Below are 17,121 nucleotides of genomic sequence, written 5' to 3'. Positions count from 1 at the left end.
CGGCGCAGCACGTCATAGCGCATCGCGCGCGTGACCTTCGCGTGCTCCTCGTCGTTGGCCATACGCCGGTCCTGGTACTCAAGGCGGCGCTTCTCCCGCTCTTTCTTTTTCTTGGATTTGCGATGTTCCTTTATAAGCATCGTCAGGATCGTCTCAGCCGCCCAAAGCACAATGGCAAGCTGAATAAGTGGCATGAGCGACTGGAATATCTGAGTATAGACATCGGACGTATCCATAGCGATCCCTTCCGTTGAAAATAGACGCTTCAAGCATAAAATCCCGCAAATACCGCTGCTCCCCCCACTTGGTGCCATGAGGTGACACCTGGCTTGGAACACTTGTTCATAGCCGCCCGCCCGACTTCCTCCGAAACGATGATTGGAGCATCAGAAGTTCAGACGGAGGGAGAGATATGGCCGTGGAGCTTGACCTGAGCATGCTTCCTGATTGGCTGAGGGACATGGATGACAGCCCGTCGGTGAGGCCCGGTGCGGACGATGGAACCCGTTACGGCCTCACATGGTGCGGTAGCTTCACAGTACACGGCCTCGGGTTCCAGGCGATGAACGGGACGACGACCGATTTCGCGATGGCCTGGCCTATCGGCAATGGCGCCTGGCAGGTATTGCGGGACGCCTACGACATCTATGACCCTATCGCCGGACAGGACGGCTATATCGAGACCGACGATCTCAATGACATCATGCGCGAGAACGGGTTCCGCTCACTCAACTCATTTACTGCCGCAAAGGGCGGGGGGTGGCGCGAGAGCCTTACGCGCGCCGTCGCGGCCAGGTGGTGCAGGGAGCGCTACTCGGTCCCCCTGACCTTTATCGATGGGCCCTCGGCGCTATCGAGGCTCGTCTCCTGTGCCACTGTGTTCGACCCATATTCGAACAGGGCGCTCGTTTCCGCAGCAATCGAGCGAGAGATGGTGCGCCAGGAAAACGCCTACAACATGGCCGCTTACGCCAACGCACGTGAGCTCAAGAGCGAACAGCTTCGCTCTGTCGCGGTCGTTCCAGGGAAATCGGTTGGCCATGGGGTAGGAATGGAGGCGGCGGGAGTCCCGCGACGCCCACAAGACCCGAGAGCAAACGGCTGCGGACCAAAGTTCGGGCATTAGCGATAGAAAGGGCAGACTGCAATGTATGAGAAAGTGTGGGAAGGCGCGGCACCCGGCCTGGACGGTACCGAGTGGGACCTCACCCTTGAATTCGATGAGTCCACCGGGCTGTTCCGGTGCACCGGCGCGCTGAACGGGGAGACCGTCGAGAGTCATGAGTGTGTAGACCCCGTAATCTCCGGATTCATGGATGAGCCGGGCGACCGGATTGTGATGGACCTTGGCGGGATGCCACTTATCCCGGGCCCCCCTCTGGAGATGCAGGGTCGATTTGCCCCCTTCTCGTTTCCCGACCAGATAGTCGCCGGCACGTGGCGTACCCCCAGGGATTGGCCGGAGGCGCGAAAGGCGGCGACCGCGGGGGACCTCGAAACTAGGATGCTCAACATCGTGTCTTCCGGCGATGAGGTCAAGTCCTACCGGGCGGCCGTCAAGGAGTGCTCAAGACTTCTGAACAGCATGTATGGAGATCCGTCCCGCTGGCCACGGAGCGCTGTCGATGCCCTGCTTGATTACCCCCGCGGAACCATACCCGGAAATGAATACCATGACGCGGGACTCGACGGCCACATGCTTCCCCCGGAGTTCTCTGCCGCCATTATCAGCAAGGGAAGTGCATTGGCGGGCAGGGTCGTGGACTATCGCGATGCGGTGTACGCACTCTTCCAGAAAGCCACTTCCGATAGCCTGGTTGTAGAACCGGATTGGCAGAACCGATGCTTCGGCGTAATTCCCAGTGTCGATGTGGCGCAGTTCATCCGCGAGCTGTCCGAAGGTGACACCGTGACCCTATCGCTTGCCGCCAACTTCGACTCGTTCGGGATGAGCACCGTGGACCTGGGCGACGTACAGCTCGACCTCAAGTCCGCCGGTTGGTACAGGAGCCAACTCGGAGTGCTAAAAGTCTGGGACGGCTCTTTCGATGGACATGCCTTGGGAAAACTCCCCCTCGAAGAGCTTCACGACTATATCGAAAACAGCCTTAACGGCCTTTTCTACGCGAACTGGGAGGGCGCGTTCCTCGATGGGGAATACGGTGTCGACATGGACGGCGACGCGGACAGGGTACTCATCTGTGCAGAGGTGATCCACGAGCATGACAACGTTGATGGTCACGGTATAGCTCACGGGGAGTGCTCATGGAGGGCAGTCTCATGGTCTAAATCCGAGAGGGTCTACCATGTCGAGCTGTACCAAGCTCCAAAACTTCTCAATAGGGCTCTCATGAGCTCCGAGCAGAGCAGCAGGCAAATGGATGCCACCTTCGCATCGTTCCCATCGGAGTATTTACCGGACATGCGCACCATGCCGATGATGATGACGGGCGAGTCGAGGGCGTTCGTCAACGCCCGCTATGCGATCGACCCCGACCGCTTGCTTAGGGGACACGATCGCAAGGACGCTCAAAGTAAGACAGTGCCCGGCACTGCCGCGCTCAAGGAGAATCTTGCGAAACTTGACCAGAAGGCAAAAGTAAATCAGTCATCGAAAAAAGAAAGTCGTGGTTGGCATGTTTGAGAGGGTATGGAGCGGAGAGATCGAGGGCTGCAAAATCTCCCTTGGGTTCAATGAGACACGCGGTCTGTTCAGATATACCGCGAAAAAGGATGGCGTGCTCATAAGCGACCGCCTTTGCGCCGACCCGGTCGATGCCGGCCTCATGGATGCCCCCGGTGTCAAATGGAACAACAAGACGCCGCCACTCCCAGCGTCATCGTTTATCTCCTTCGAGGGCCGCTTCTCGATATTCGGCACGCCCGAGGATATTGTGGGCGGTACCTGGCTCTCCCCCGCCGACTGGCCGCAAGATCGTAAGAGGGTGGCGGTCCACGAGCTGGCCGGGCGCATGAGGCGGATCGCGAGCCGTTATTCTATCGACCGCGTACCGGTCGAGGCATACTTGAACTTCGGCCTCATCGACTGCTCGAAGCGCCTGAACGCCATGTTCGGAGGTCCCGAAAAATGGCCGAGGGCCGCATTCGAGCTCCTGCTCACTGCCACCGGGTACAAGGAGCTCGCGCTCGGAAAAAGCTTCGCCTACAGCGACCCGTACCTGCTCGCCGACCCGCGCAAGATGCCTAGGCAGGTCATCGAACAGATTCGCAAGGCGGCAACACCTAGTTTGCGGCATGAGTTGCTCTCTTATCGAGACGCCGTTGTCAGCCTTTGCAAGGAGTCCCGCATGAAATACGGGGGCAACGCGGATACGTTCACAGTTCTGCCGTTCGTGAACGTCGCCGAGTTCATTGACGAAATCCGGCAGTCCGACAGGATATGCGTCGACCTTTATGCGGACTTCGATGGTGATGCCGTGCCAAAGGCCAACCTGGGACAGACTGCAATCACCCTCAATGACATAGATGCCGAGAAGATTAGGCTTAATCTGGACAGGGCTAGAGAGAAGCGAAATTACTATTGGTCGAGGAGGGGCGAGAATTCCTCATCCAAACTGAACCTCTCGACATTTACGTTCGAGTTGACTGAGTTGGTCGCGGCCATCAAGTCGTGCGCCGACTGGAGCCTGTTCTCCAACCATATGGTTCACTTCCCTGACCTCGGGTACGACCTCGACGCGTCCGGCGATTCCGATCGCATCCTCCTTGCCTGCGGCATGAGCGAGTGGCGCTCGGACGACGCCCAGGAGTGGATGGCCGTCTCCCTTTCCAAATCAGACCGTCTCTACCATATCGAGCGTATCGACGCATGGGATTCCTACGAGGGGCCCGAAATCGAGGTCACGGAATCGAGCGCCGCGAAGATCTACCCGAGCGACCTCATCGACCAGATCGCGGCAGACCATAACGGGTTCAGGGAGACGGATGGCGCCCGCCCTTCATTAACTCCCGCCACATTGCCCGTCACATCACTCTGCTCGAGTATCCGGAAGCCTATTTGCCGCCAAAGCAGAAGACCCCGGAGAAAACTCCTGGTACCGCTGCATTAAAGGAGGGACTTGCGAAGCTCGAGAAGAAGGCTGAAACAAAAAAGACGCCCAGCCACAATAAGCGGCCGGGCTACTTCACCTATTGATCGAAAAAACCGGGGGAGCCGAACGCGACGCTCCCCCGGTTCCACTTCCCCGCGGGCGACTTCCCGCGGAATCAGCCATCAAAGCCGGTGCCCTTTGGATCCTTTCGCGCCCACTATGGCCGGAGCCCCCTATTTCGAGCTGACGACGCCGTCGGCTTGAGCCAAAGACCACTTGATGTACAGGACGGTATCGCGCTTAGCCGTAATCGAGCCGGTCGATTCGCCCTGCTGGCTCGCTGAAGTCAGCCAGCACATCGGGACATACCGGCGCCAGGTGCCGTCGGATGTCTTCCGGTAGACGTCTTCGGGTTTTGCCGGGGCGACGCGCTCGCCCCAGTAGACGGCCTTATGGGCGCGCCCATCGTCACCGATGGCCGGCAGCGCGATCCCCCCGAGGGAATGGGACTCACGTCCCTTGCCGTAATCGGGGAGTTCTAGGGCACCAGCAACCTCCGGGGCGCCGTCGCTCGCGGCGGTGCGGTACACGGCCCCCTCCTCGGGATGAAGCGAGCCTTCCGCATATTCGATTCTGACCGTGCAGCGATTGCGGCCGTAAAGGTGGAGTTCCTCGCCTGCCTTGAGCTCCGATCCCCCATAGGGCCTCGTCAGCCCCGTATCGGAAAACCAGCCCGTAAAGCCCGTGCTCTGCTCCTCGCCGAAATGGTCATTCAGGTTGCATCGGGTTTTCAGCGCGGCCGCGGTGGCCTCCGCGCTGGCCGCGTGGTGGCCGGGTTTGGCCGTTTCCGTGAAGACTACCGATTTGTCATCCACTCCGTCGGCGTGATAGACGACCTTTACCCCTGCGATATGGATGGGCCCGGCGCTTACGAATCCATGGAACCGGTGAACGAGCGGTGAGTCATGGTTGGCCCCCTTGCGCAGTTCAGTCGGAAATGCCTGCATGACGACACAGGAGAGATAGCGGTCCTGCATATCGGCGAATTCGTCTTCCGTGATGTTTAGAGTCCCACCGTCACGCGAGAAATCCCGCAATACCACGGCTCCTTCCGGTTTTGGGATCAAATCGACTTGGACGCACCTCAGGTCATTCGATGCGGTGAGGTCGCCTACCCCATCAACTGTCGGCGCATCGAGTCCCGTTCCCGAAACGTAGCCCGCCGTCCAGCCGACGTTCGAGTTGAACGCCCTTACCTCGAGGTCGAAATGCAGCGAGACGTCACCGGTGAGCCAGACCTTGATGGCGCTCCAGCGCAGGGACCTCCCTCCCTCGCCCACTGGCTCCCCGTCGGCCGCGGCATCGCTCCACCCGCCGCCCTTGGCGAGCATGCTGTAGCGGATCGATCCTTGCCATGGCGAGCCCTCGAGGCGAAGCGAGAGCGCCTCTATGCACATCAGCTCGGACATATTCATGCCGACATGGCGGTATGCGGCGCATTCGGGCATGTCGCCGAAGTTCGACAGGTGGCATGTTCCGATAATGGAGGCGCCTGAGCAGCCGTCGGGCACCTCGTCGGTTTCCGATTGGTACCAGCGATAGGAGAAGTGGGTCGGGGCATTGCCCCCGTTGCCCTTTTTGACATCCGACCAGTTCCTGCACGGGCTACATGTGAGAAGCGGGTCCGAGCAGGCCACGGGCTCCACGCGAGTCAGCTCGGGCTTGCCGTCGTTCAGCGTGAGCGAGCCTGTGAACTGCACCTCCTTCACGACCCATGCCGAAGCGCGGTCGCCCGCCACCCCATCCTTGTAGCCGCTATGGAAGAGGTTTAGCTTCGAAGCCTTCGCGACGGTCGCATTCGGCCTATTCACGCACAGGCCAGAGGCATCGCTTATGATGGCCATCGCGCCGTCGCCGTACAGGGCACCCCCCTCGGAAAACCTCTTCGTTACCCACCATGCGCTGGCCCTCGATTGGATGCCCGCGCTGTTGATTTGAAAGGGCTGGGTGCAGTTGGTATGGCTGAATTCCTTTCCGTCCCATGGCCCGCCCCATGAGGCGTTCACCGCGCGGGACCCATCGGCCACATGCGCGGGGCGCATCGTCGTGAGAAAGCCCGGGACGGGTCCCCAGTCGGATTGATAGGTGTCATCGCGGACCTTGGTGAATTCGGTGAGGAACAGCTGGTTGAAATTACCGCCATATGCCTGCTGATAGATGTCCGTCGCATCGGTAATCGAGGCGTCACGCACGTCCCAGTTGAGCGTGTCGTCGTCCGCGGCGTGGATGCGGCACACGATGCCCTGGATATCCTCCGTCGTGAGGTAGGTATGCTCCACGGTGGATGATATCCATCCCGTCTGGGAGTGCAGGGCGTCGACGTTCTCGTCATGGGAGACGCCCTCGACGTAGATGTTGAAGATGTTCAGGTCCGCGGCCCACCTATGGGTCACGTCTCTCGATGTCCGCCTGTACCACTTTCCCGTGTCATGGTACTGGTAGTGCTTCCATCCGGTATCGTGTCGGCCGGTGCCGACCCCAAGCTCCTCGTTGGTAAGGTTGCCATCGAAGGTGACGATATTGTTCTCCTGCTCGTCCTCCTTGATTGCTCCGAGGTTGTCATGCTCCCACGCGAACCATAGGCGGTGGCCCCTGGGGTTGTAGTTGTCGTCCCCGCAGGCGGTCAACGGGTAGAAGGAGAGGTGGAACCACAGCTCGTTCTCGTAGTCGCATTCAACCTGGAGGTTCAGGGCGTAACGAAGGATCTGGACGTAGGCGTAGCGGAAGGCGTACCACTCTGTCCATCCGTTTGCCCAGCCCATGCATTGGTTTATGGGGTTCGACCTGCCCCTGCAGCAGTTGATCTTGCCGTTGCGCATCCCATAGGCGTCCCAGGCGCCCTGCCCGATCGCGGCATTCTGTCCCCAATAGTCCCACCCGAGCGCCGTGTCGGCACCGAGCAGGCCGAGTCCTGCCGCGACCGCCAGGGCCGCGAACAGTCCTCGTCTCGTAATGGGGGTATCCCCTAAGGATGAGTCTTCGCTCTTCCCCTCATCGTGCTTGTCGAACCTCATCTACGCACACCTCCCGTCAGGGACATGCGCGGACTCGGGAAGGAGGCCGCACCTCCGTCCCGAGCCGTCGTTAGTTCTTTGTCGTGGCGACGCCGTCCGACTCCGCATACGCCCACAGGGCGTAGACGGTCGTGTCGCGTTCCATCTTGATTGTCGAGAGAGGCGTCCCCCCCCCGCCCTATCGGGCATGTAGCCCTTGAAGACGAGGCGTCGCCAAGTTCCGTCCTCGCGCTTGGCGAAGACGTCCTCGTAGCCGGCTAGCGTCACGGACTCGCCGCGGTAAAAGGCGGTATGGCCCACGCCGCCATCTCCGATTGCCGGCAGGTCGATCTTATCGAGCCTGTGCCTCTCGGCAAGAGCGGTGAAATCGGGCAGCCCGAGCGCACCGTCAACCGCATCTGCGCTATCGCTCGGCTTTCTGCGGTAGACGGTCCCGGCGTCGGGCTCAAGCGAGCCTTCCGCGTACTCGATGCGCAGCGTGCAGCGGTTGCGCCCGTATAGCTTCAGTGCGCCCTTCCTGGGAATCTCGAGGGAGCCGGCTGGATCGCGCAGGGCGGCGTCCTTGAACCAGCCCGTGAATCCGGTGGCCGCGTCCTCGCCGTAGTGTGCATAGAGGTTGCAGGGATTTTTCCCGGCAGCCTCCAGCGCGGCCACGATGGGCGCGTATCGATCGCCGGGATGGACATTCTTATCGACATATACGCGATGGCCGTCATCGATGCCGTCCGCATAGTACTCGACGCTTGCCGACTCGATGAGGCAGGGCTTGGATATGACGGTGCCGCGATAGCGGTCCGTCCATATGCGATCGGTGTTCCTGGAAGGAAGGCGAAGAGCCAACATGGCGGCTGCGTATAGGCACCCGGAACCGAACTCCTCGGTCACCTCGACGTTCTCCTCGGCGCTGAACTCCCGCACCACCCGCGCGCCCGTCGGCTTGCGGATAAGGTGGACGTTCATGCCCGAGATCTTGGTATCGGAGCTCCCGTCCGGCTCGGGACCGCATGCCGGTGCCGTCTCGAGCGTCAAAGGCTCGTCTTTTGAGTTGTGGACGTACACCGGGTCGCTCCACGCGCAGGTGCCGCCGAGCAGCTTGGTCCTGACCACGAGGTCGTACTCATCTGCGATGTCCCCGGTCAGCCACACCTTAACGCGGCTGATTATCTCGGTATCATAGTCCCCATTCGAGCACACCTTGGACCCGTCGGCGCCCTCATCCCATTCGCCGCCGGTGAAGCGCTGTGCCGCATAGTGAATCGATCCCTTGAATTTCGAATCCTGAAGACGCATCTCGAGGCTGAAGATGGAATGTCCCCCATGGGGCCAACCGATATGGCGGTGCGAGTAGGCCTCGGTCTGCTGGCCTCCCCATGTCGCGACTCGGCAGGATGCCATGATCGCGGCGTCATCGCTTGCGACCGCCTCCTCCGAGTCCGTCATGTACAGACGGAAAATCGGGTAGACGGGCAGTTCGCTCTCGTTTTTTGCCCCCAGGACATATCCCGCCGGCTTGATGCTCTTAGATTCGTCCTTGAACTTGTTGTGCCACCCCAGAATCTTCAGGCTGTCGCCGACCTGGGCCTCGTCCTTGGATAGCCCGACATCGCCGTGGCAGACGACCTCCTCGAGATCCCATTGGGCGTTTACCTGGGTCGCCCAGAGTCCCGGGCACGCCGGATTGGACACGGCTACGCAGGTGCTGCTGTCGTCCTTGGTAACCCCCCAGGTGTCGAGCCTCTGCCCGTCTGCATCGGAGGTGATGAACCAGCATTTGTGGTCCGTCTCGTTCGTGACAGCGGGCTCATGGTGGACCCACCAGGAATTTGTGAGGTTGGTCGATTCTGGATTACGCCAGATTTTTGCGTAACCCTGCTCCATGGTGGGAGAGGTGTGGCCATAGTTATCCAAGCCTCGATCGAGACCGGGGCCGATCATGTTCGCGATGCAGAAGGTGAAGCATCCCAGGCCATCGGATTTATTCGGCCAGAACATCCAGTTCTGATTGACCCCGTCATAGTCATGGTGGAGGCAGGTCGCCCGACCGTTCTCGTAGCGGGCGACGGGGACGTTGTTCTCATAATATCCCTGGACGAGGTCGACTCTCAGGTTCGGCGCCGTGACGGGGATGATCTTGAAGATGCCGCCCATGAGCGACAGGTCGTTTTCGATATATATCTTATCGGTCTGGACGGACATGTCCCTATCCTTCGGGGCATTCTGCGAGGAGACGATGGCCGATGAGGGCCTGACGTTGTTCTTCCAGCAGTTGAAGATATCGATATGCGCATAGACGTTGTGGCCGGTCTTTGCCTGCCTGCGTCTCAGGAATGTCGACCATCCGGGACCCTCATAGAACCCGTGGTAGAGCCATCCGTAGGCATTCACATGGCGGTCCTCGCCCTCGGAGCCGTCGTTGATGAGGTTGCCGACGAAGTTGCCGACCGGCACGCCGTCGATATAGCAGGTGCCCTTGTTGTCGTCGCCGTCATCGCGCCCGAGCCAATATCCCCTCCAGGGATTGGTCGCGCAGTAGGAGGTGCAGTAGTAGAACGGACGGAAAACGATGTGGTCATAGAGCTCGTCGGACCAATCGCACTCGAATACCATCGCGAAGGCGTAGCCAAGTCGGTGGCTGTAGTCATTGTGGATATTCCAGAGGTCCCAGTTGTTCGCATAGCCGAACCAGCGATCGTTGGCGCCACGGGTCCGATCCGGATGCGTCAGGTCGCCGCTGTCTTTGCTTGGTCCGATATAGCCGGCTCCTGGCCCAAAGTCGACGGCGGCATATGCGAGCGCATCGCTCGCGCCCATCAGGCCGAGGCCGGCGGCGATGGCGAGGGCCGCGAGGAAACCGCGGCGCGAGACCGGCGTGAATAACCCCGCCTCGGACCCGTCGTCATGGTGCCGTGCACTATCCCCTGCAAGTCGGGTATCGGTTGCAATTTTACCGGCTGAACCAGTGGCCGCCTTTCTCCAGGAACCCATCTCAGTACTCCCTCGATTTGACGGCGGATAGACCGCAGCAGGCCAGAACGGCCAAATAGACCCCCGCATGGCACAGGTCGAGCCTCAGCACGGCGAGTGCGCAGGCCGCAAGGCCGAACACGGCGGTGAGCGCGTAGAATCGCCAGTCATCTACCTTGCGCGCTATGAGGGCGAAGATGAATATGGCCACGGGGATCCAGATGCTCTCGACAGAGCCCCGCGTCAGATAGAAAAGGACGGCGCGCCCGCCCATCGTGGGAGCTATGTTGACGATGATGGAATATGCGGAGAAGGCGCAGGAAGGCAGAAGGGTCGCTGAAGACACCAGCGCCGAGAGGGAGAGCTCCTCCTCATCCGGCCCCATAAGAGAAAGGTTATCCAGCACTCGATATCCTCCAAGGAACTACGGTTGCCATCAGTTGCTCGGGGCCCTGTGGCGACAGCCCGCCACAAGCCCATGGTCGCCTGTGGGCATTCGGCCCCATCAAAAGCGTAAAACGACAACCCGCATGGTGCCGGGCAGTTTGGTGCCACGGGGTGACAGGACCAGTCATGGGTGGCTGCTATCCTGGGTAAAATGCCGTCAGGAATCCGTACACCTATCGGAGTATGCAGATATATGTTGAACAGATTATTCAGTTTGCTGACAGGGGCAAATAAAGATCAAAATACTGCCGATAGCCCACATGCGCATGGGTCCCTGAGCCCGGAGCTACAGCGTCATTTCGTTTACAGCTATATCGATCAGGTCGGGTTCGAGCGCGAGGGCTTCGTCCCGAACGGTGTGTATGAGACATCGATCGTCTCTTTCGTGTACAACCATGAGAGGATCGAGGGCAGCTCGCTCACAGAATGGCAGACGAGGACGATTTTCGAAACGAGGGACGCCGTCCTCGCGGACACTACCACCCCGGGAAATGTCCGCGAAACCGCAAACCACACGAAAATGTTCGATTTCCTTTTCGATTCACTGGACAGGGAGCTCACTCCCGAACTCATAAAGGAGATCCACCTACAACTCATGGACGGAGTGATGGACGTACCCGGCCAATGGAAGGTCCTGGGAAACGGAGTGGGAAGCGTCATCACGGCGCGACCGGAGGAGGTCCCCGCGCTGGTCGACCGCCTTGTCTCCGAATATAACAAGTATCAGCCGTCCCTGGAGAATATCGTCAGGTTCCACGTGCGGTTCGAGACAATCCACCCCTTCCCGGACGGCAACGGCAGGGTCGGAAGGGCAATTGCATTCAGAGAGTGCCTGCGCGCCGGCCTCGTCCCGTTTATCGTGACGGACGCGTCCAAGGATGCCTACTACGACGCTCTCGATGAGTTCAGGGCAGGAAAGGCCGTCCCCCTTCTGACTTACGCTGAGGATATGCAGGTTGATTTCGCTTCCACGGTAGCGCCAATTCTCACCGACCGGTCACTTTCGGACGACCTGCTCGGTGAGCTTGGCGTGGATAGGCCGAATTTTGATGAGGATGCCGGCTTCGTCGGTCCATCCACGAAATCCCTGAAGTCCAATCTTGCCGCAGCTAATATGAACAGAACTACAACCAGTTCTGATAATAAGACTGTCCGAACTCGTCGGATTTAGTTTCAGGTATTCGTGGGGCGCTCTTGTCGAGCGCCTCTTCCTTAGCTGCGCGTTAATGAGCGCCTTTTGCGAAGTTTACGCCGCAAAGCGTCTATACTCCGCTCTGCAATGCAATGCCTCGGTTCCAGGAGAAATTAACTAGCCTGTCGCTCTTTTTAGCAGTCGACAAAGCGGACGGGGACGTCCATGGGCAACGGATCACGCGTCGTGACCTTGATTGATCCAAAACTCGAATTCAGCACCTTCCGATGGGCGATATCGGCGGGCATACGAAAATAGTCCTCACTGTCGATATGTACGGTGCAGGTGGGCCACCCGCCGCATGTGACGACGACCAGCTCCCCCACCGCGGTAGCGCTCTCGAGGAATTGGCGGACCGTCATCTCGCGGCGCACTAAATCGGCGCCCATGTTGAGATCAGTTTCAAACATATGATTTCCTCCGGTAACTCGTTGACGAGGGCGCATGCGCGCCATTGTATTCGCGTCGTCAAAAGGCCGACCGGAAATCAGTAGTGTTCAGTTTACTACAAGCAGCCTCACAGGATCCGAATTCCGCTGAACACTTGTTCCGAGCAGGCGACCGGGATACCTCATACGGTAGCGTGAAAACGAAAGGTCTAATAAGTACCGCAGGCGCAAACTGTCACCTTGTGGCACCAAATCGGCAGGCATAGCGTCGATGCCGGCGGTACGTTAGACCATGGGGACGCATGCCCATAAACGCAGCCCAAAACCCGCGTCCCCTCTCCGGTAACCGAGAGAATGGAGCAGTCATGCGACCTGGAGGAAAGATGAAGGAGTGCGCCGGCAGGCTCTTTCGCCGCATCGGCGCCCGTCTCAAGAAAGGCGCGGCCATCGGCACCGGTGCGGTGCTCATCGCGAGCCAGGTGCTATCAATCGTGCCGGCTCCGACTGCCGCTTATGCCGCATCGTCCGAGACAATCACCCGCGGTGAGCGCGTGAACTACGGCGGCTTCTACATGTACAACTCGACGACCTCGGAGGGCACGCCGGCGATCTGCCTCGACCCGGCCAAACGCCATCCGCTGGACGCCTCAACGGCCCAGGCGCAGCTTCCGATCGAAAGCGACTGGTCAAAGTGCTATACGGGAGGGGGCGGTGAGCAGACCAAGATAGACCGCCTCGACGGCATGGCGAGGGTCCTCTACTACGGCCCCACGGGCCCGGGTTTCGAGGAGGCGAAGGCGAAGGGCCTTTGGAACTTCAACTGGTACGACGGCACGCCGCTGGACTATAGCAAGATGCTTGCCATCCAGCACATTGCCCTCTCGGCACTCACGAAGAGCTCCAGCGCGTACGGCATGCAGGGCACGACCGCCGCGTTTCGCAACTGGTGCTATAAGACCATTCTCTATTACAACGGTAATATCAACGCGGGCACGTTCCTTGCGAATCTGGACAAGAATTTGCCTGGGCCCGCACCCCAGTCATTCAAGGATACGATCTACCTCGTCAACTACGGCACCGGCACCCAGTGCCTCATCACCTTCCACAACAAGGGCAAGCTGAAGCTCAAGAAGGCGAGCTCCAACCCCGGCATCTCCGACAATAACCCGTGCTATTCGCTCGAGGGCGCGACCTACGGCGTCTACTCCGACTCCGGTTGCACCCAGCAGGTGGGAACGCTCACCTGCAGCGCCTCCGGCGACTCGAACATTATCGATATCGCCCCTGGCACCTACTACGTCAAGGAGACCAAGGCCGGCAAGTCCTATGCACTTGATGAGGGGATCCACCAGGTGAACGTGTCGGGCGGCCAGACTGCCACCGTGAACGTCACCGACGCGCCCCAGAACGACCCTGCCGACATGCTGGTAGCCAAGGTCGATAGCGAGACGGGCAAGGCCTCCCCACTCGGAGCCGGCACGCTCGCGGGCGCGGAGTTCACCGTCAAGTACTACGACGGCTTCTACACCCAGGAGAGCCTTCCCGAGAAGGCCACGAGGACTTGGGTTCTGAAGACCGATGAAGATGGTTTTACAGGTATTTCCTCTGCCCGTGAAAATCCAGATGTCTATTTAAGTTCTGGCGACTCTTTCTATCAAACTGCCGATGGAAAAATGAACACTCTGCCCCTTGGCACGGTAACGATCCAGGAAACGAAGGCCCCTGCCGGCTATCTCCTGAGCGACAGCACCGTTCACCTTCAGCAGATCACCTCGAACACGTCGGCAGAGTTCGTGTCGACCTTCGTTAAGCCCAGTGAGGATGCCCCTACCGTGCGCGAACAGGTGAAGCGCGGGGACATCGCCTTCAACAAGGTTCACGGCGAGGATATGACCGGACTCGCGAACGTCCCGTTCAAGATCACGTCCAAGACCACGGGCGAGACCCATATCGCGATCACCGACGTGAACGGCATCCTCACGACCGAGGCCTCTGCCTGCCCGCATACCCAGAACACCAACGGCAATGACGCCGCCCTGAACGCCGACGGCACCGTCGACGAGTCGAAGCTCTCCATCGACAACGGCCTGTGGTTTTCCGGCTCCAAAGACGCCCAAACTGCAGCAGACGACTCCAAGGGTGCGCTGCCATATGACACCTACACCTTCGAGGAGCTCCGCTGTTCAGCAAACGACAGCCTTAACCTCGTCAAGTTCGAGGTGACCGTGAGCCGCGACGCCTACACGATCGACCGCGGCACAGTGGACGACAACCCCATCGAGATCGGCACCACCGCGACCGACGGGGCCGACGGGGACCATAAGCTCCTGGCCTCGAACCAGGCCGAGATCGTCGACTCCGTCTCCTACAAGGGACTGAAAAAGGGCACCGAGTACGAGCTCCAAGGCACCCTCATGGATGCCGAGACCGGAGAGGCCCTGAAGGGTATGGACGGCAAGGACATCACCGCAACGGCCAAGTTCACCCCCAAGGCATCCAGCGGCAAGCAGAAGGTCAAGTTCAAGTTCGACGCCACGCTCCTCGGTGGCCATAATGCCGTCGTCTTCGAGCGCCTCTATCTGGACGGTAAGATCCAGGCAAGCCATGAGGACCCCGAGGACGAGGACCAGACGGTCGAGTTCCTGCCTGTCGAGATCGGTACCACCGCGACCGATGCGGCAGACGGCGACAAGGCAATCGGTGTCGGCAAGGCCGTGACCGTCGAGGACGAGGTTTCATACAAGAACCTAGCAACGGGCCGCGAGTACACCGTGACCGGCACGTTGATGGATTCGGCTACCGGCGAGCCCCTGAAAGACGCAGATGGAAACGCCGTAACGGCGTCCACGACCTTCGAGCCCGAGGATACCGAGGGCAAGGTGAAAGTGACGTTCTCGGTCGACACCTCGACCCTTTCCAACAAGAAGCTCGTCGTGTTCGAGAAGCTCGAGGCGGACGGCAGCGTCATCGCCAGCCACGAGGACCTGACCGACGAGGGGCAGACCGTCGAGGTCATCCCGCCCGAAATCAAGACGTCGGCAGCCGATGGCGCCGATGGCGATAAGGAGGTCACCGCCGACGGCAAGGCCGCCATCGTCGACACCGTCAAGTACGCCGGCCTCGTCCCCGGTACCGAATATGAACTCCAGGGCACCCTCATGGACGCTGAGACTGGCGAGGCACTGAAGGGCGCGGACGGTAAGGAGATCACCGCCTCGGCCAAGTTCACGCCGCAGACCCAGGACGGGACCCAAGATGTGACCTTTACCTTCGATGCGGGTGCGTTGGGCGGCGCGAAGACCGTAGTATTCGAGAAGCTGTTCGTCGACGGTACCCTCATCGGCTCGCACGAGGACCCGACGGACAAGGACCAGACGGTCGAGATCTCCCCGAGCCTCAAGACCACTGCGGCCACAATCCAGGGCAGCAAGGTGGTGAAGCCTGAGGACGAGGTCGCAATCGTCGACACCGTCCACCTCAAGGGACTGCGTCCCGGCCAGAGCTACACACTCACGGCCTCTATCAACAAGAAGGCCGACGGCACGCAGCTCACGCTCACGGACGTGAAGGACGCCTCGACCCTTGCCGGCAACGGTATCCAGAAGGACCCCGATACCGATGCCTCCGGCACAGATCTTTCCAAGGCCCTCGTCGACGTCACCGGAACGGGCTCTTTCGTCAACATCCCAGAGGGCGCCAAGCTCACCAAGAACGATGACGGGACCTATACGCTCACCGTGCCGGGAGCGACGAAAGATGCGGTCGACATCGTGACGAAGCTGAGTGGCGGCCAGGTGAAACTCGTGGCCTCCGATAAGGACGACAAGGCAGTGGGCGACAATACGGCAACCGAAGCCGAATCGACCGGTAAGAACTCGACGCCTGGCACCTACGAGGTCATCGCCAACGGACAGGTGCGGTTCACCCCTGCCGTCTCGGACCTCGACGTGGATGTCCCCATGGTGTTCAAGGCCTCCGACGTCGCGGGCCAGCAGGCTGTCGTGTTCGAGAGCCTGCAGCGTGATACGGACGGCAAGGAGATCTCCAAGGAGACCGACCTTGAGGACACCGACCAGACCATCGATATCGAGAACACTCCCGAGGGCAAGAACCTCGAGCAGACCGGCAACTGGGTCCTCTACGCGGCAATTGCCGCCGGAATTGCGGCCTGTATCGCTGGAATCTTCCTGATTTTACGCAAGCGTAAGATCTAACGCATATCCGCGATAAAGCCTGAAGGGCCCCGCTCAAGATGAGCGGGGCCCTTCTTTGTCGCAAAGAGAGGATAACCGTGGGGCATCTCCTATATTTGCATCACCGAAATGCGGTTATGAACGCGGTATATTCGAATGATCGAAAACGCCTACCATGCGGATTCGGCGGTTCCTCTCGCGAATGAAATACACGACCAGGACGTCATCATCGTAGGTATGGGCCTCACGGTGCTTGCCGTCAGAATATGGCGGGTGCACGAGCACATGATCATCCCACCCGCTCTCCTCTATCATGCCAGTGCGTTCGAGTTCGGCGATACAGGCCTTGACAGCATTAACGACCTCAACGTATTCGGCATGAGAGTATTTCGGCTTAAGCGCGACGAGCGTGTTCCAGAAAGAGCCGGGAACCCTCACTTCGTAATGGCTCACTGCCCGACCTCCTCGGGACTGATTCCCATTTCCGCAAGGATATCATCAGGGATCTTCAGGGGGTCATCTCCGGAATCATCCTCGATCAGGCCATACTCCTGGGCCTCCGCGCGCAACATCGCCAGGCGCACATCCTCCGAGTAGAGCCGCCCGGATGGGGATAAGAACAGACCGTCAAAAGGCGTCCTGCCCGTCTCGGCAACTTGGTTGACCATGATGCGCATCGCATACGGTGTCGTGAGCCCGCTCCTCGCGAATGCCCTATCCGCACGTTCCTTTACATCGTCGGGGACGTTTAGCTGTATCAGTGCCATATACATCACCTCACATTATGATAATGACATATTATCACATAAA

At 59.8% G+C, this 17,121-nt stretch carries 12 protein-coding genes; 5 read left to right on the top strand and 7 right to left on the bottom strand.

Features of this window, described 5'->3' with window-relative positions; all coding sequences use genetic code 11:
• The coding region (locus tag I2D41_RS10095) for a hypothetical protein (RefSeq protein ID WP_458795872.1) at window positions 1-236 on the bottom strand (236 nt) is incomplete at its 3' end.
• A 176-nt stretch (window positions 237-412) separates the two neighbouring features.
• On the opposite strand from I2D41_RS10095, the gene I2D41_RS09190 reads away from it, so the two are divergent.
• The 3 genes from I2D41_RS09190 to I2D41_RS09180 are packed head-to-tail and all read left to right on the top strand — an operon-like array spanning window position 413 to window position 4,070.
• Entirely contained in the window at window positions 413-1,126 is a 714-nt protein-coding gene (locus tag I2D41_RS09190) for a hypothetical protein (protein WP_195364303.1), read from the top strand.
• Between the two features lie 21 nt (window positions 1,127-1,147).
• Window positions 1,148-2,644, top strand: coding sequence for a hypothetical protein (locus I2D41_RS09185; protein WP_195364302.1), 1,497 nt, complete (start codon window positions 1,148-1,150; stop codon window positions 2,642-2,644).
• Window positions 2,637-4,070, top strand: a complete 1,434-nt coding sequence (locus I2D41_RS09180) for a hypothetical protein (protein ID WP_195246284.1) — start codon at window positions 2,637-2,639, stop codon at window positions 4,068-4,070. The genes I2D41_RS09185 and I2D41_RS09180 overlap by 8 nt, the downstream gene beginning before the upstream one ends.
• A gap of 215 nt (window positions 4,071-4,285) precedes the next feature.
• Here the strand turns inward: I2D41_RS09180 and I2D41_RS09175 are convergent, their stop codons facing one another.
• From I2D41_RS09175 to I2D41_RS09165, 3 genes are read right to left on the bottom strand one after another with little or no spacing between them, the layout of a single operon-like run.
• The gene (locus I2D41_RS09175) at window positions 4,286-7,126 is read right to left on the bottom strand and encodes a hypothetical protein (RefSeq protein ID WP_195246282.1); all 2,841 of its coding nucleotides are present in this window, start codon (window positions 7,124-7,126) and stop codon (window positions 4,286-4,288) included.
• A complete protein-coding gene (locus I2D41_RS09170) occupies window positions 7,127-10,111 on the bottom strand; it encodes a hypothetical protein (RefSeq protein ID WP_195364301.1) in 2,985 nt (994 codons plus the stop codon).
• A gap of 1 nt (window position 10,112) precedes the next feature.
• Entirely contained in the window at window positions 10,113-10,496 is a 384-nt protein-coding gene (locus I2D41_RS09165; protein ID WP_195246279.1) for a hypothetical protein, read from the bottom strand.
• A gap of 234 nt (window positions 10,497-10,730) precedes the next feature.
• On the opposite strand from I2D41_RS09165, the gene I2D41_RS09160 reads away from it, so the two are divergent.
• Window positions 10,731-11,708: a Fic family protein gene (locus tag I2D41_RS09160; protein WP_195246278.1), complete on the top strand. Its 978-nt coding sequence runs from the start codon at window positions 10,731-10,733 to the stop codon at window positions 11,706-11,708.
• 155 nt (window positions 11,709-11,863) lie between these two features.
• On the opposite strand, the gene I2D41_RS09155 is transcribed toward I2D41_RS09160, so the two are convergent.
• Window positions 11,864-12,139 carry a hypothetical protein gene (locus I2D41_RS09155; protein WP_195364300.1) on the bottom strand — a complete coding sequence of 92 codons (276 nt, stop codon included), beginning with the start codon at window positions 12,137-12,139 and terminating at the stop codon, window positions 11,864-11,866.
• Window positions 12,140-12,483: 344 nt separating this feature from the next.
• On the opposite strand from I2D41_RS09155, the gene I2D41_RS09150 reads away from it, so the two are divergent.
• Entirely contained in the window at window positions 12,484-16,332 is a 3,849-nt protein-coding gene (locus I2D41_RS09150) for a VaFE repeat-containing surface-anchored protein (protein WP_195364299.1), read from the top strand.
• Window positions 16,333-16,446: 114 nt separating this feature from the next.
• Here the strand turns inward: I2D41_RS09150 and I2D41_RS09145 are convergent, their stop codons facing one another.
• Window positions 16,447-16,764 carry a hypothetical protein gene (locus tag I2D41_RS09145; RefSeq protein ID WP_229030399.1) on the bottom strand — a complete coding sequence of 106 codons (318 nt, stop codon included), beginning with the start codon at window positions 16,762-16,764 and terminating at the stop codon, window positions 16,447-16,449.
• Window positions 16,761-17,078: a type II toxin-antitoxin system RelB/DinJ family antitoxin gene (locus I2D41_RS09140; RefSeq protein WP_195246275.1), complete on the bottom strand. Its 318-nt coding sequence runs from the start codon at window positions 17,076-17,078 to the stop codon at window positions 16,761-16,763. Before I2D41_RS09140 ends, I2D41_RS09145 begins: the two co-directional genes overlap by 4 nt.
• Window positions 17,079-17,121 lie beyond the last annotated feature (43 nt).

The organism is Collinsella aerofaciens (assembly GCF_015552075.1).
In the GTDB taxonomy this organism is placed as follows: domain Bacteria; phylum Actinomycetota; class Coriobacteriia; order Coriobacteriales; family Coriobacteriaceae; genus Collinsella; species Collinsella aerofaciens_Y.
The sequence above is the reverse complement of the archived record's forward strand: the minus strand, read 5'-3'. Positions and strand labels throughout refer to the sequence as shown.

What these genes read in the sequence shown, in the direction of transcription:
- I2D41_RS09175 (WP_195246282.1), bottom strand. Translation starts at nt 7,126, where the DNA reads ATGAGGTTCGACAAGCACGATGAGGGGAAGAGCGAAGACTCATCCTTA.
- I2D41_RS09140 (WP_195246275.1), bottom strand. Translation starts at nt 17,078, where the DNA reads ATGGCACTGATACAGCTAAACGTCCCCGACGATGTAAAGGAACGTGCG.
- I2D41_RS09185 (WP_195364302.1), top strand. Translation starts at nt 1,148, where the DNA reads ATGTATGAGAAAGTGTGGGAAGGCGCGGCACCCGGCCTGGACGGTACC.
- I2D41_RS09160 (WP_195246278.1), top strand. Translation starts at nt 10,731, where the DNA reads ATGTTGAACAGATTATTCAGTTTGCTGACAGGGGCAAATAAAGATCAA.
- I2D41_RS09155 (WP_195364300.1), bottom strand. Translation starts at nt 12,139, where the DNA reads ATGTTTGAAACTGATCTCAACATGGGCGCCGATTTAGTGCGCCGCGAG.
- I2D41_RS09150 (WP_195364299.1), top strand. Translation starts at nt 12,484, where the DNA reads ATGCGACCTGGAGGAAAGATGAAGGAGTGCGCCGGCAGGCTCTTTCGC.
- I2D41_RS09170 (WP_195364301.1), bottom strand. Translation starts at nt 10,111, where the DNA reads ATGGGTTCCTGGAGAAAGGCGGCCACTGGTTCAGCCGGTAAAATTGCA.
- I2D41_RS09180 (WP_195246284.1), top strand. Translation starts at nt 2,637, where the DNA reads ATGTTTGAGAGGGTATGGAGCGGAGAGATCGAGGGCTGCAAAATCTCC.
- I2D41_RS09190 (WP_195364303.1), top strand. Translation starts at nt 413, where the DNA reads ATGGCCGTGGAGCTTGACCTGAGCATGCTTCCTGATTGGCTGAGGGAC.